This is a genomic window from Pseudomonas sp. NPDC087697 (genome assembly GCF_044743155.1).
Classification (GTDB): domain Bacteria; phylum Pseudomonadota; class Gammaproteobacteria; order Pseudomonadales; family Pseudomonadaceae; genus Aquipseudomonas.
Genome location: NZ_JBIUVW010000030.1, coordinates 30,439 through 43,466 on the forward strand (window position 1 = coordinate 30,439; position 13,028 = coordinate 43,466).

Genomic DNA, 13,028 nt, shown 5'->3' on the forward strand with positions numbered 1-13,028 from the left:
AGGACCCAAATGGGTGTCCCGTATTTCCCTTGGCCTGTCTTCACAGGCCAAGGGGCAATCTCCCAAGGAATCTTCTGAACCTAAGCCTCCCAGCCCGCCCCACTGACCGCCGCCTGCGCCAGTGGGTGCAAGTCTGCCCCCTGATGCGCCGTCTGCCAGGCCAGCAACTCCTTGCGCATGCCGGGCGTCCAGTACATCTGCAGGTGATTACGCACGCCGAGCACGGCCTGTTGCTGGTCCGGTTCGCTGGCGAAGTACTGGGCGATCTGGTTGGCCATTTTGATCAGGTTGGCGGTACTCATCGGCGTACCTCGGCTTTTGCTCCGGTGGTGCGTGCCTGGCGGCGTTCGTCGAGCAAGCGTTGTTGATCGTCGCTGAATTCCTGGTAGCGTTTTTGCCACTCGGAAGGGTGGTAGACGCGGCTGACTTCCACGGCGGTGACCTTGTACTCCGGACAGTTGGTGGCCCAGTCGGAGTTGTCGGTGGTGATGACGTTGGCCCCCGATTCAGGGAAGTGGAAGGTGGTGTACACCACGCCTGGGGCTACCCGTTCGGTGATCCGCGCACGCAGGACGGTTTGCCCGGCGCGGCTGCCGATGCCGACCCAGTCACCTTCGTTGATGCCACGGTTCTCGGCGTCGGTCGGGTGGATTTCCAGGCGGTCTTCGTCGTGCCAGGCGACGTTGTCGGTACGCCGGGTCTGGGCGCCGACGTTGTACTGGCTGAGGATGCGCCCGGTGGTCAGCAGAAGGGGATAGCGATTGTTGACCTTTTCCTCGGTGGGCACGTAGCCGGTGAGCATGAAGCGCCCCTTGCCGCGCACGAATTCCTCGATGTGCATGGTCGGCGTGCCGTCCGGTGCCGCGGCGTTGCACGGCCATTGCAGGCTGCCGTGGCGCTCCAGTTCGGTGTAGCTGACGTTAGTGAAGGTCGGCGTCAGGCTGGCGATTTCATCCATGATTTCTGACGGGTGCTGATAGTTCATGGGGTAACCGAGGGCGTTGGCCAGGGCCACTGTGCCCTCCCAGTCGGCCTTGCCGCCCAGAGGTTCCATGACTTTGCGCACTCGGGAGATGCGCCGCTCGGCGTTGGTGAAGGTGCCGTCTTTTTCCAGGAACGAGCTGCCCGGCAGGAACACGTGCGCGAACTTGGCGGTTTCGTTGAGGAAAATGTCCTGCACCACGATGCATTCCATGGCCGACAGGGCCGCGGTGACGTGCTGGGTATTGGGGTCACTCTGGGCGATGTCTTCGCCCTGGCAATAAAGGCCCTTGAAGCTGCCGCCCAGGGCTGCCTCGAACATGTTCGGGATGCGCAGGCCCGGGTCGGGTTGCAGGGTGACGTTCCAGGCCTGTTCGAACTGCGCTCGTACCACCTCGTTGGAGATGTGCCGGTAGCCGGGCAACTCGTGGGGGAAGGAGCCCATGTCGCAGGAACCCTGAACGTTGTTCTGCCCACGCAGCGGGTTCACGCCCACGCCTTCGCGGCCGATGTTGCCAGTGGCCATGGCCAGGTTGGCGATGCCCATGACCGCAGTGCTGCCCTGGCTGTGTTCGGTGACGCCCAGACCGTAGTAGATCGCCGCATTGCCGCCGGTGGCATACAGACGGGCGGCGGCACGGATGTCGGCAGCGGCGACGCCGCAGATGGCGCCAAGGACTTCCGGCGAGTTTTCCGCGCGGCTGACGAACTCGCTCCAGTGGGCGAAATCGCGGCCCTCGCAACGGGCGTCGATAAAGGCCTGGTTGAGCAAGCCTTCGGTGACGATGACGTGGGCCAGGGCGTTGAGCATGGCGACGTTGGTGCCCGGACGCAGGGCCAGGTGCAGTTCGGCGCGGGCATGCACCGTGTCCACCAGATCAATGCGGCGTGGGTCGATGACGATCAGCCGCGCGCCTTCACGCAGGCGGCGCTTGAGCTGGGAGGCGAACACCGGGTGGGCGTCGCTGGGGTTGGCGCCCATCACCAGGATCACGTCGGCTTGCATCACCGAGTCGAAACTCTGGGTGCCGGCGGACTCGCCCAGGGTTTGTTTCAGGCCATAGCCGGTCGGCGAGTGGCAGACCCGCGCACAGGTGTCGACGTTGTTGTTGCCGAAGGCAGCGCGTACCAGTTTTTGCACCAGGTAGGTTTCTTCGTTGGTGCAGCGGCTGGAGGTGATGCCGCCAATGGAGTCGCGGCCGTACTTTTGCTGCAGCCGGCGGAATTCGCTGGCGGCGTAGGTCACCGCTTCATCCCAGCTGACTTCCTGCCAAGGGTCGTTGATGTGCTTGCGGATCATCGGCTTGGTGATGCGATCCGGGTGGGTGGCGTAGCCCCAGGCAAAGCGCCCTTTGACGCAGGAGTGGCCGTGGTTGGCCTGGCCGTTCTTGTCGGGGACCATGCGCACGACCTGGTCGCCTTTCATCTCGGCGCGGAACGAGCAGCCCACGCCGCAATAGGCACAGGTAGTGATCACGCTGTGTTCGGGCTGACCCAGTTCGACCACGCTTTTTTCCATCAGCGTCGCGGTCGGGCAGGCTTGTACACAGGCGCCGCAGGACACGCATTCCGAGTCGAGGAAGTTCTCGCCACCGGCGGCCGCGACCCGGGATTCGAAACCGCGCCCGGTGATGGTCAGGGCAAAGGTGCCCTGGGTTTCTTCGCAGGCGCGCACGCAGCGGTTGCAGACGATGCACTTGCTCGGGTCGTAGTCGAAGTAGGGGTTGGAAGTGTCCTTCACATCGGCCAGATGGTTGTCGCCTTCATAGCCGTAACGCACCTCCCGCAGGCCGACTTGGCCGGCGACGGTTTGCAGCTCGCAGTTGCCGTTGGCCGAGCAGGTCAGACAGTCCAGCGGGTGATCGGAGATGTACAGCTCCATGACGTTGCGGCGCAGGGTGGCGAGCTTCGGCGTCTGGGTGTGCACGCTCATGCCTTCGCTGACCGGCGTGGTGCAGGACGCCGGGTAGCCGCGCATGCCGTCGATTTCCACCAGGCACATGCGGCAGGAGCCGAAGGCTTCCAGGCTGTCGGTGGCACACAGTTTGGGAATGGTGGTGCCCAGCAGCGCGGCGGCGCGCATCACCGAGGTCCCTTCGGGCACGCTGATGCTTTGGCCGTCGATGTTCAGGGTGACCTGCACTTCGCTGTTGCGGGCCGGGGTGCCCAGATCGATATCGGTGTTCGGGTCGAAGAGAGTGATCATTGGTCGGCCTCCGAAGATTGCAGACCGAAGTCGGCGGGGAAGTACTTGAGGGCGCTGGCGACCGGAAAGGAGACCATGCCGCCCAGCGCGCACAACGAACCGTACTGCAGGGTGTCGCACAGGTCCTTGAGAATGATCACCTGCTCATCACGAGCGCTCTGGTCAGGCGCGGCCAGCAGGCGGTCGATCACCTCCACGCCCCGGGTCGAGCCAATGCGGCATGGCGTGCATTTGCCACAGGATTCCTCGGCGCAGAACTGCATGGCGAAGCGCGCCATGTGGGCCATGTCGAGGCTGTCGTCAGCCACCACCACACCACCGTGACCAAGCATGGCGCCGATGGCGGCGAACGCTTCGTAATCCAGCGGCGTGTCGAATTGCCCCGGCGGCACCCAGGCGCCAAGAGGGCCGCCAACCTGTGCGGCCTTCAGCGGCCGGCCACTGGCGGTACCGCCGCCGTAGTCTTCCACCAGTTCCCGCAGGGTCAGGCCAAAGGCCCGCTCCACCAGGCCGCCGTGACGAACATTGCCCGCCAGCTGGAAGGGCATGGTGCCCAGGGAACGGCCCATGCCGTAATCGCGATAGAATTGCGCGCCCTTCGCCAGAATCAGCGGCACCGAGGCCAGCGTCAGCACGTTATGCACCAGGGTCGGCAGGCCGAACAGACCCTGCAAGGCCGGGATCGGCGGCTTGGCGCGGACGATCCCGCGCTTGCCTTCGAGCGAGTCGAGCAGCGCGGTTTCTTCACCGCAAATGTAAGCGCCAGCACCAACGCGCACTTCCATATCGTAGGCCTGGCCGCTGCCGCCGACATTGGCGCCGAGGTAACCGGCGGACCGGGCGATGTCCAGCGCCTCGCGCAGGGTGGCCACGGCCTGTGGATATTCCGAGCGCACATAAATGTAGCCGTAACTGGCCCCAACGGTGATGCCGGCAATGGCCATGCCTTCGATCAGCAGGAAAGGGTCGCCTTCCATCAACATGCGGTCGGCGAAGGTGCCGGAGTCGCCTTCGTCGGCGTTGCACACAATGTATTTCTGCGCAGCCTGGGTGGCGCGCACCGTGCGCCATTTGATCCCGGCGGGGAAGGCCGCGCCGCCACGGCCACGCAAGCCCGAATCGAACACGGCAGTTGCCGTCTGCTCGCCGCCAAGGGCGACGGCCCTTTTTAAACCCTCGAAACCGCCGTGGGCGCGGTAATCGTCCAGGGATAGCGGCCGGGTAATGCCGGCGCGGGCAAACAGCAGGCGTTGTTGCGTCTTCAGATAGGGCAACTCTTCCACCAGGCCCAAGGCCAGCGGATGAGCAGACGGCTCGCCTTGCAAGGCATCGAGCACTGACGGCACATCGGCAGCGGTCAGCGGGCCGAAGCCGATACGGCCTTGCGGGCTGTCCATTTCCAGCAGTGGTTCCAGCCAGTACAGGCCGCGCGAGCTGGTGCGTTGCAGGTCCAGCGGCAGATTGCGTTCCCGGGCCTGAGTGGCAAGGGCCACGGCCACCTCATCGGCACCCACGGCGCGGGCAAGCGAATCACAGGGCAGATAGAGACTCGGCATCATGCGTCCTCCAGGCAAGCGTCGAGCAGCGCATCCAGGCGCTCGGCGCTGAGCCGCGCATGCACCTGGCCATCCAGCTCAAGGGCGGGCGAGCAGGCGCAGGCGCCGAGGCAATACACCGGACGAAGACTGATGTTGCCGTCGGCGCTGCTGCCGTGGTCGTCCAGTTGCAGGCGTTCGCGCAACTGCGCGGCGAGCTGCTCGGCGCCGCGGCTCTGGCAGGACTCGGCCCGGCACAGACGCAGGATATGCCGGGCCGGAGGCGCGGTGCGGAAGTCATGGTAGAAACTGATCACCCCGCGAACCTCGGCCTGACTCAGGTTGAGGGCGTGGGCAATCTCGGGGATGGCGGCATCGGGGATGTAACCGATGCCCTCCTGAATATCATGAAGGATCGGCAACAGTGCGCCAGGCGAACCCTTGTGGCGCTCCAGCAGGCTGTTGACCATCGGCAGGTTCAACATCTCATCAGGCATACAGCATTCCTCACGGTCACGGACAAACCAGGCGGTTGTCGGTCGTCCGAAAGTGTCGGCTGCGGCACTCACACCACGTCACGGTATCGTGGCATTTTCAGGCCGTTGGCCAGGCACCCTGAGCGGGCATCTTGTTGGGCCCGGTGCGGTCTTTGCCGCACCTGTTCAGGGCATATACGGCAGCTTGCCACGCTGCCTTTGAATCATCTGCACGAAAGCGACGTGTTTGGTTCTTTCTACGACCAACCGTTGAGTGTAGAAGAGTGTGGTCGAAGGTGTCGTTGCTGAAGGATTGTTATGGCTTTTCGCTTAAGGGACTGCGTACACAAGCGATATCAAAGGCTTGCGGCACGGGCACCTCCTTGAGGTGGGAACGATCAGTGATTTCCCCCTGCCGTATAACTGGCAACGGCCTAAACTGGCTTAACTCACAAACCGGAGGATATGGAATGCTCATTGTCTTCAGCGGCCTTCCAGGCACTGGAAAGACGACTATCGCGAGAGACCTTACTACCAGAATAAGTGCCGTGTATCTGCGGATCGATACGATTGAGCAGGCTATCCGAAATGCCGGGGTTCTGGCACAAAACGTGGGGCGCAGCGGTTACATGGTCGCTAATGAGCTTGCGCTGAGCAATCTTCGATTTGGTAATACGGTCATAGTTGACTGTGTTAATCCAGTAAGCGAAAGCCGAAAGGCGTGGAGCGAAATCGCCACACGCTCTGGTGCTCCATTAGTGAATATCCAGGTGGTTTGCTCTGATAAACATGAACACCAGCGACGGGTAGAAACAAGGACGATTGATATTCCTGGGCTGATCCCACCAACTTGGCAGTCTGTGTTGGATCATGAATATGAGGCGTGGGATAACGCTCCGTTTAATATAGATACGGCCCTGACGTCTCCGGTGGAGGCTGTGGCAATGATCACTAAACGATTTTTATCCGGGGAGTAGAGGAAGAAACGGGGACACCGATTATGAATGTGATGAAACGTTATCTGTCCCGTGTTTCTCCCCGTCCTAGGACATTTCCCGCAAACCGTAGCGCCTTCCATGAACTGGCGGCTGCTCTTCTTCAGGGATAGCCTTCAGGTGTCGCTGCGCATCAGCGATCGGCTTTGACAGGCTGCAAAAAACACGGGCTTTCACTCCTCCAGATAAATCGGCATGCTTCCCCGCGTGCAGTTTTGTTTTGGCGGCTGTGCGTGGGGCATCTTCGGGTGCACCGGGTGCCTGTGTTCCTGGTCTGTCAACCCGCGTACAGTTGCCACCCAATCCTGTTTGACAGCAGGGGGTTGGCAGCTTCTATAACCAAGACAGGAGCTCCACCATGAAAAAGATCACCCCCAATCCGCCCGAAGTCTCGACCCCATCTACCTCTGATCCCGCAGATCCCATCCAGCTAAGCGAAGCCGCCCAACGCGCCGTCAGTGCCCGTTTGCGTAACCCCAGTCACCCTGATCCCGTCAGCCATGTATTCACCATTGTCCCTGACATAGACACGCCAACCTTGCTGGTCCACGCCAGCGAATCACTCGCCTCTATCAACGCCATGACCACCGACCTGGCGTTCGAACTCGAAGGCTCACGGCGCAATGTGGCACTGGCGATGCAACAGCTGACCGTGTTGGCGGAGTTGTTGGTAAACCGAGCACTGGACCACCTCGACCAGCCCGATGGCGCAGGTGAGAGTCAGCCCACCGTCCACCACTGAGTGGCCGCGCTCGTTTACCCAATGGAGGTTTGTCATGGATCGATACATGCCAGTCACCGGCATTGACTGCACCATCCCGTCACTGCTGATCGATACCCAAGCGCCACTCGACGTACTGCACGAAACCGCGGCCTACCGCATCCGCACCGCGACCCAACTGCTGGAGAACATCGCCATGGGCGAGGGGGTTCACAGTGAACTGGCGCGGGTGCTGGTGACTTCGCTGCGTGATGGTTGTGATTTGCTGGATGTGGTGGGGCGACGATTGCAGGTGGAGGTGCTGTTGGTGTGAAAAATGGGCGACCTTGTACAGGTCGCCTATTTCATTTGGTGGAAAGTGGGTAGACCACGTTTTACTTACATCGATAATCGTGGTCTGTCACTGCGGATATTCGGGTGATGAAGGCGCGGCGGCGTGCTGGAAAAAGGTGTACTTGCTTCATGAAACGCATTGAAACAGGGCAATGCCATCTGTCTGCAGGTTACATCTTTGCGCTTCGGGTCGTTGCGGATTTACCTCATAATCGCGCGTTTCTACCGTCGGTAGCTCCGCTTCTCTACTAATCTATAGTCGCTGCTACCAGACCTTTAATAGCCAAGGAGAAAGGCAATGCCAGATAACTGGACCCGGCGTCAGTCGGATGCATCTGCCAAGGATGCTTTCGAACGTTTACTGGCCCCATCTAATTTGCCTGCGACCCTATGAGCCAAGCCGCCTTAGTCAATCCCAGCCTGCTCACATGGTCTCGAGAGCGTGCAGGCCTATCCACCGAGCAGGTTGCGAAAAAGCTGCCAGTGAAACGTGATCGAGTACAGGAATGGGAAGCTGGCGAGACCAAACCAACATTCCTTCAAGCTCAAAAGTGGGCGAATCTCGCTCACATTCCTTTTGGCTTTTTGTTTCTTCAGCAGCCGCCAGTCGAAAACCTGCCTTTGCCTGATCTGCGGACAGTGGGAGGGATTGCTCGTCAACGACCCAGTCTGGAGCTGTTGGACACAGTGAGGGATGCTATACGTAAGCAAGACTGGTACTTGGAGTATCTGCAACAACAGGAGCATCAACCGCTGGCATTTGTCGGTCGCTTTAATAGCCGATCTCAAGTCAAAGAGGTGGTGGACGATATCCGTCGGACCTTGGGCGTGAACCCTGACATCGCTCGACTGGATTACGAAAAATACAGCCGTGCCTTGATCGAAGCTGCTGAAACGGCGGGCATTTTGGTGATGCGCAGCGGCATTGCCCTAGGGAACACTCACCGCAAGCTCGAAGTGAGCGAGTTTCGGGGTTTTGCCATCAGCAATGCCTTCGCCCCCGTCGTATTCATCAACAGTTCCGACGCCCCCACAGCCAGGCTCTTCACCTTACTTCACGAACTGGCACATATCTGGATTGGTAGTAGTGGAGTGTCTGACGGAAATACCGCTAATGGTCGAGACGAAGAGCGATTCTGCAATGCAGTTGCAGGTGAGTTTCTGGCTCCCGAAACCCAATTTCGCGCCCTATGGAACGTTGATGCTAACTGGGAAAGCAATTTAGCTCCGTTAGCCACTCGGTTTCACGTCAGCAAATTAGCTATCGGCCGCCGCGCACTGGATCTTGGTTATATAAGCCAGGCGCAATACAGCGCTTACTATCGAATGATCCTCAAGGCTTTCCAGGATGAAAAAGGTGGAACAGGTGACTATTACCGTAATGCCACCGCGAAAAACAGCCCTCGCCTAAGCAAGGTAGTGCTGACCGAAGCAATGAGTGGCCGGATGCTGCTGCGAGATGCGGGACACTTGCTCGGTGTGCAACCTGCCAAATTAAGGACTCTCGCCAGCAAGATTACGGAATGAATAATTTACTTGACGCTAACACACTGATCGAAGCAAAGAACCGTTACTACGGGATGGCTATCTGTCCCGGATTTTGGCAATGGTTATTACTTAAAAATAAAGCATTAGCTTTAGCCAGTATTACACCTGTAATGGATGAGCTAACAAAAGGGCATGACGATTTGGCGGGTTGGGCGAAGGATAATTCTGATTTCTTTCACTCCATCGCCGATCAGGGTACGCAACTGGCATTCGCCAAAGTTGCGGGGCTTGTGGCTGATCAAGCGCCTAAGATGAGAATAGGCGCTATGGAGGAGTTTTTAGCGGGCGCTGACCCATGGTTGATTGCAAAGGCGATGACTACGGGGGCTACAGTCGTTACTCATGAAGTGCTGAATCTCGACGCTAAACGAAAATTCATCATTCCCAATATTTGCCAGGAGCTTAATATTCCTTTTTTGAATACGTTTGAATTGTTGCATAGGCTTGAAGCGAAGTTCGTGTTGCCTGCTTAAGATGGTTTACTCAAGTCATTCATGGCTGAAGGTTTATTAAGTGTATTGATTAGTGTGCTTTTTCTCCAGTACGGAAAGTCCGATGTTTATTTTTATTTTTGTGGAAAAGGGGACGGATTTATTATTGCGGGTTGTCTGGATGTGCGAGTGGAAATTGGCCTGTGCCATATCAACGAAGACTGAAGGAGCGGTCGCGACACTACATCTTGTGTCGCCAGCAGCTATGATCGATACCACATGTGCCGGTGGCAATGAGTGCTCGTAGCTTAATTAAAGGTAGTGCGATGACTAAATTTTCCATATTTCAACGGTTTTTTTTACCCATGGAAGTCAAGGCAGTTTTGATGGCGCTGGCTATTGAAGAACGTAAACTCCGTGAGGCTGAAAATAAACCACTCTTCGGTCCTCACTCGGGTTTTAACCTTATAAATTCCGAAATTCGCAGGCTTATTATGTCGGAGTCGGGCGTGCTGGTACTGAAAATCCGGGAAGGCGTTGCTCCGCGTACACTTGCCTATCTTGCTATTGCCAACTACACCGCTCGGGAACTTCTTACTGGCCGTTATCACATCCATCGGGGCATTCTCTCGATGCCAGGTCAGAGCCTCTTTTCCCTTTGGGCCGCTGCGACAGCTGAGCTTGAAACAGCTGGCATGCATAGCTCAGAGGAAACCATCGAAGGGAAACGGAATTTTCACCAGCAAATCAAAGAGCTTGGGTGATCCAGCCCTCATGCCGAAAGCCAGGCTCGGATCTAAGGAGGACAGACCACGTTTTCTCACACCCATAATCGTGGTCTGTCCTTGTATTTCCCTCCGCGACCCAACTGCTGGAGAACATCGCCTTGGGCGAGGGTGTTCACAGTGAGCTGGCGCGGGTGCTGGTGACTTCACTGCGCGATGGCTGCGACTTGCTGGATGTGGTTGGGCGACGATTGCAGGCGCAGGTGCTGTTGGTATGAAAAATGGGCGACCTTGTTCAGGTCGCCCATTTCAGTTGGTGGAAAAACGAGTATGAAAATAAATCCCGTTTTTCAGGCCAATAAAAAGCCCGCTTTCGCGGGCTTTATTCGAACATTTGTCATAATTATTTAATGAAGCAGTCCTCGGCCAGGACATTCATCATCAGGCCTTTAACGCGACAAACCACAGTAATTTTTTGCCCCTTGCGCAAATTTCCAAGCTGCTGATTCATGGAGTCGTCAAAAAAAGCCTGAACCGAAGGAAGCTCATACATCGCGCCAGTACCAAGAGTTACATAGAGATTGTTAGTAAAGTCTTTTTTGATATCGCCAACAGCCCCTGTAACCTGAATCAGTCGCCCTTTGTATCGATTATCCGCCGCTACCTCATTGCCCTTATAGTCCGACAGGATTTGACCGATCCCAACTTGCATTGCCTGCTCTTTAGCTGGCTCAGGAGCTGGGGCGGAAACCGACGAAGATGTCGATGCGCTAGAGGTACTAGACGAGCGACTGGAAGAGCCGCCCTGCATAGAAACAAACACTATCGATAAGACTAAGTATCCGAAAGCCAGAATCCTTGCCTTGGAAGTGCGCCCTTTACCCAGCGTGAACCATGCAAAGACGATTGGTAGGACTAAGATTCCAAGCGCAAGCATGACGCCCACCGGTCGAGCATCGGTAGCTGGAGGCTTAGGCGTCGAGCCATTGGTTACCGGTTTAGAGTTTGGACGACCGCAGTTAGGGCAAGCGGGCGCAGAGTCAGATACGTCTTTATTGCAATCCGGGCATGCAACAATCGCCATTCGGAACTCCTTTTCTCTGTTAGTGAATGAACCTCATTGGTCAGCTCTTAAAGTCTATCTCCTACAAAAGTGGCGACAGATTTATTTTCGCGGGATTTTTTTTGGGGGGAAAGCTAGTTGCAACGCGGAGCGTCACGGGATGCGTTACCACGCGGAGCGTGGGAACGATCAGTGGGAAGGCGCAGGTCCATTTTCATTTCAGCCAAAGCCCTGCCCAGTATCAGTCGGTGTAAAGGGGCACCAAACCTGCCCCCAACCCAACCATTCACTGAATGTCTTTCAAGTAATCCTTAAGCGCAATAAGCGGACTATCAAGCTGCTCCAGCGTCTGCGCAGCGCTGAAGTCTCCCGACAATCTATCCAGCTCTCGACCCAGCGGTGTACCAGCCCCACCTATCGCCTCAAGCGCCAGCCCCACGCATTCAGCCACTTTGACCTTAATGGTCGCGACATCACCTCTGCGTACCAGCAAGCCGAATACGTCCCTTTGGTAGTCGCCCATCATCAGGTCGTCGCGCAGGATCGGGCTTTGACCTTCGGTTTCGTAGGCGAGTTTGAGGGAGAAGAGGGCGACTGTTTCCAGGGGTAATTCCATGGGGGGAATCCTTTTGAAATGTCCTGCCTGTGTGGGAGGTGTGGAAGAACAGCAGGATCAAAAGATCGCAGCCTTCGGCAGCTCCTACGGAGGGGGGCTTTTTGGCAGGCGAAAAAAAAGGCCTTGCTAAGCAAGACCTTTCTTAATTTTGGTGCCCCGAGGGAGACTCGAACTCCCACTCCTTTCGAAAACGGATTTTGAATCCGCCGCGTCTACCAATTCCGCCATCAGGGCTCAATGGCGGCGAAGTATAGAGATGAGATAACCGTCGGTCAATCAGGTACATGGAGAATTTTCACTATTTCCGCTAGACTTCCCGGCCCTGCTAGACGAACCCCATCATGCGCGTTGCTGACTTTACTTTCGAACTCCCTGATTCGCTGATCGCTCGCCACCCTTTGGCCGAGCGGCGCGGTAGTCGCCTGTTGACCCTGGATGGGGTCAGCGGCGCTCTGGCACACCGTCAATTCACTGATTTGCTTGAGCATTTGCGCCCGGGCGATTTGATGGTGTTCAACAATACCCGGGTGATTCCGGCGCGGCTGTTTGGCCAGAAAGCTTCCGGCGGCAAGCTGGAAATTCTGGTGGAGCGGGTGCTCGACAGTCATCGCGTGCTGGCCCATGTGCGCTCCAGCAAGTCGCCGAAGCCGGGTTCGAAGATCCTCATCGACGGCGGTGGCGAAGCTGAAATGCTCGCGCGCCACGATACGTTGTTCGAACTGGGGTTCGCCGAAGAAGTGCTGCCGTTGCTCGACCGCGTCGGGCACATGCCGTTGCCTCCTTATATAGACCGCCCGGACGAAGGTTCGGACCGCGAGCGTTATCAGACGGTCTACGCCGAGCGTTTGGGCGCAGTGGCGGCACCGACTGCTGGGCTGCATTTCGATCAGCCGTTGCTGGAGGCGATTGCCGCCAAGGGCGTCGAGACGGCGTTCGTGACCTTGCACGTCGGCGCTGGCACCTTTCAGCCGGTACGCGTTGAGCGGATCGAAGATCACCACATGCACAACGAATGGCTGGAAGTCGGCCAGGACGTGGTGGATGCGGTCGCTGCGTGCCGTGCGCGTGGCGGGCGAGTGGTGGCGGTGGGGACCACCAGCGTGCGTTCGCTCGAAAGCGCTGCCCGTGATGGCGTGCTCAAGCCGTTCAGCGGCGACACCGATATCTTTATCTACCCAGGCCGGCCGTTCCATGTGGTCGATGCCCTGGTGACCAACTTTCATTTGCCCGAATCCACGTTGTTGATGCTGGTTTCGGCGTTCGCTGGTTATCCCGAGACCATGGCCGCCTACAAGGCCGCCGTCGAGCATGGATACCGCTTTTTCAGCTACGGTGATGCGATGTTCATCACCCGTAATCCCGCGCCACGCGGCCCAGAGGATCAAGAATGAGTCGCAC

At 57.9% G+C, this 13,028-nt stretch carries 13 protein-coding genes and 1 tRNA gene; 7 read left to right on the plus strand and 7 right to left on the minus strand.

What is annotated here, in order from left to right; translation table 11 throughout:
* Positions 1-80: 80 nt before the first annotated feature.
* From ACIPIN_RS19310 to ACIPIN_RS19325, 4 genes are read right to left on the minus strand one after another with little or no spacing between them, the layout of a single operon-like run.
* Positions 81-302 (minus strand): formate dehydrogenase subunit delta, encoded by a 222-nt coding sequence (locus ACIPIN_RS19310; RefSeq protein WP_150802351.1) that lies wholly within the window; start codon positions 300-302, stop codon positions 81-83.
* A complete protein-coding gene (gene fdhF / locus ACIPIN_RS19315; RefSeq protein ID WP_401120994.1) occupies positions 299-3,187 on the minus strand; it encodes a formate dehydrogenase subunit alpha in 2,889 nt (962 codons plus the stop codon). The genes ACIPIN_RS19310 and fdhF overlap by 4 nt, the downstream gene beginning before the upstream one ends.
* Positions 3,184-4,746: a formate dehydrogenase beta subunit gene (locus ACIPIN_RS19320; protein ID WP_401120995.1), complete on the minus strand. Its 1,563-nt coding sequence runs from the start codon at positions 4,744-4,746 to the stop codon at positions 3,184-3,186. The genes fdhF and ACIPIN_RS19320 overlap by 4 nt, the downstream gene beginning before the upstream one ends.
* Entirely contained in the window at positions 4,743-5,219 is a 477-nt protein-coding gene (locus ACIPIN_RS19325) for a formate dehydrogenase subunit gamma (RefSeq protein ID WP_401120996.1), read from the minus strand. The genes ACIPIN_RS19320 and ACIPIN_RS19325 overlap by 4 nt, the downstream gene beginning before the upstream one ends.
* A gap of 449 nt (positions 5,220-5,668) precedes the next feature.
* On the opposite strand from ACIPIN_RS19325, the gene ACIPIN_RS19330 reads away from it, so the two are divergent.
* The 6 genes from ACIPIN_RS19330 (at position 5,669) to ACIPIN_RS19355 (ending at position 9,990) form a co-directional block, all read left to right on the plus strand.
* Positions 5,669-6,175: an AAA family ATPase gene (locus ACIPIN_RS19330; RefSeq protein ID WP_401120998.1), complete on the plus strand. Its 507-nt coding sequence runs from the start codon at positions 5,669-5,671 to the stop codon at positions 6,173-6,175.
* A gap of 376 nt (positions 6,176-6,551) precedes the next feature.
* On the plus strand, positions 6,552-6,935 hold the full coding sequence (locus ACIPIN_RS19335; protein ID WP_401121000.1) for a DUF6124 family protein: 384 nt from the start codon (positions 6,552-6,554) through the stop codon (positions 6,933-6,935).
* Positions 6,936-6,969: 34 nt separating this feature from the next.
* Positions 6,970-7,227, plus strand: coding sequence for a hypothetical protein (locus ACIPIN_RS19340; RefSeq protein ID WP_145015107.1), 258 nt, complete (start codon positions 6,970-6,972; stop codon positions 7,225-7,227).
* A gap of 410 nt (positions 7,228-7,637) precedes the next feature.
* A complete protein-coding gene (locus ACIPIN_RS19345; protein WP_401121001.1) occupies positions 7,638-8,774 on the plus strand; it encodes an ImmA/IrrE family metallo-endopeptidase in 1,137 nt (378 codons plus the stop codon).
* Positions 8,771-9,268, plus strand: coding sequence for a DUF4411 family protein (locus tag ACIPIN_RS19350; protein ID WP_401121002.1), 498 nt, complete (start codon positions 8,771-8,773; stop codon positions 9,266-9,268). Before ACIPIN_RS19345 ends, ACIPIN_RS19350 begins: the two co-directional genes overlap by 4 nt.
* A gap of 284 nt (positions 9,269-9,552) precedes the next feature.
* On the plus strand, positions 9,553-9,990 hold the full coding sequence (locus tag ACIPIN_RS19355) for a hypothetical protein (protein ID WP_401121003.1): 438 nt from the start codon (positions 9,553-9,555) through the stop codon (positions 9,988-9,990).
* A 364-nt stretch (positions 9,991-10,354) separates the two neighbouring features.
* Here the strand turns inward: ACIPIN_RS19355 and ACIPIN_RS19360 are convergent, their stop codons facing one another.
* The 3 genes from ACIPIN_RS19360 to ACIPIN_RS19370 form a co-directional block, all read right to left on the minus strand.
* A complete protein-coding gene (locus ACIPIN_RS19360) occupies positions 10,355-11,035 on the minus strand; it encodes a hypothetical protein (protein WP_401121004.1) in 681 nt (226 codons plus the stop codon).
* A 265-nt stretch (positions 11,036-11,300) separates the two neighbouring features.
* Positions 11,301-11,630 carry a hypothetical protein gene (locus ACIPIN_RS19365; RefSeq protein WP_401121005.1) on the minus strand — a complete coding sequence of 110 codons (330 nt, stop codon included), beginning with the start codon at positions 11,628-11,630 and terminating at the stop codon, positions 11,301-11,303.
* A gap of 149 nt (positions 11,631-11,779) precedes the next feature.
* A tRNA-Leu gene (locus ACIPIN_RS19370) sits at positions 11,780-11,864 on the minus strand.
* A gap of 107 nt (positions 11,865-11,971) precedes the next feature.
* On the opposite strand from ACIPIN_RS19370, the gene queA reads away from it, so the two are divergent.
* Positions 11,972-13,021 carry a tRNA preQ1(34) S-adenosylmethionine ribosyltransferase-isomerase QueA gene (queA, locus tag ACIPIN_RS19375; RefSeq protein WP_401121006.1) on the plus strand — a complete coding sequence of 350 codons (1,050 nt, stop codon included), beginning with the start codon at positions 11,972-11,974 and terminating at the stop codon, positions 13,019-13,021.
* Positions 13,022-13,028 lie beyond the last annotated feature (7 nt).

Excerpts from the sequence above, each read along its gene's own strand:
- ACIPIN_RS19310 (WP_150802351.1), bottom strand. The coding sequence starts at position 302 with ATGAGTACCGCCAACCTGATCAAAATGGCCAACCAGATCGCCCAGTAC.
- fdhF (WP_401120994.1), bottom strand. The coding sequence starts at position 3,187 with ATGATCACTCTCTTCGACCCGAACACCGATATCGATCTGGGCACCCCG.
- ACIPIN_RS19320 (WP_401120995.1), bottom strand. The coding sequence starts at position 4,746 with ATGATGCCGAGTCTCTATCTGCCCTGTGATTCGCTTGCCCGCGCCGTG.
- ACIPIN_RS19325 (WP_401120996.1), bottom strand. The coding sequence starts at position 5,219 with ATGCCTGATGAGATGTTGAACCTGCCGATGGTCAACAGCCTGCTGGAG.
- ACIPIN_RS19330 (WP_401120998.1), top strand. The coding sequence starts at position 5,669 with ATGCTCATTGTCTTCAGCGGCCTTCCAGGCACTGGAAAGACGACTATC.
- ACIPIN_RS19335 (WP_401121000.1), top strand. The coding sequence starts at position 6,552 with ATGAAAAAGATCACCCCCAATCCGCCCGAAGTCTCGACCCCATCTACC.
- ACIPIN_RS19340 (WP_145015107.1), top strand. The coding sequence starts at position 6,970 with ATGGATCGATACATGCCAGTCACCGGCATTGACTGCACCATCCCGTCA.
- ACIPIN_RS19345 (WP_401121001.1), top strand. The coding sequence starts at position 7,638 with ATGAGCCAAGCCGCCTTAGTCAATCCCAGCCTGCTCACATGGTCTCGA.
- ACIPIN_RS19350 (WP_401121002.1), top strand. The coding sequence starts at position 8,771 with ATGAATAATTTACTTGACGCTAACACACTGATCGAAGCAAAGAACCGT.
- ACIPIN_RS19355 (WP_401121003.1), top strand. The coding sequence starts at position 9,553 with ATGACTAAATTTTCCATATTTCAACGGTTTTTTTTACCCATGGAAGTC.
- ACIPIN_RS19360 (WP_401121004.1), bottom strand. The coding sequence starts at position 11,035 with ATGGCGATTGTTGCATGCCCGGATTGCAATAAAGACGTATCTGACTCT.
- ACIPIN_RS19365 (WP_401121005.1), bottom strand. The coding sequence starts at position 11,630 with ATGGAATTACCCCTGGAAACAGTCGCCCTCTTCTCCCTCAAACTCGCC.
- queA (WP_401121006.1), top strand. The coding sequence starts at position 11,972 with ATGCGCGTTGCTGACTTTACTTTCGAACTCCCTGATTCGCTGATCGCT.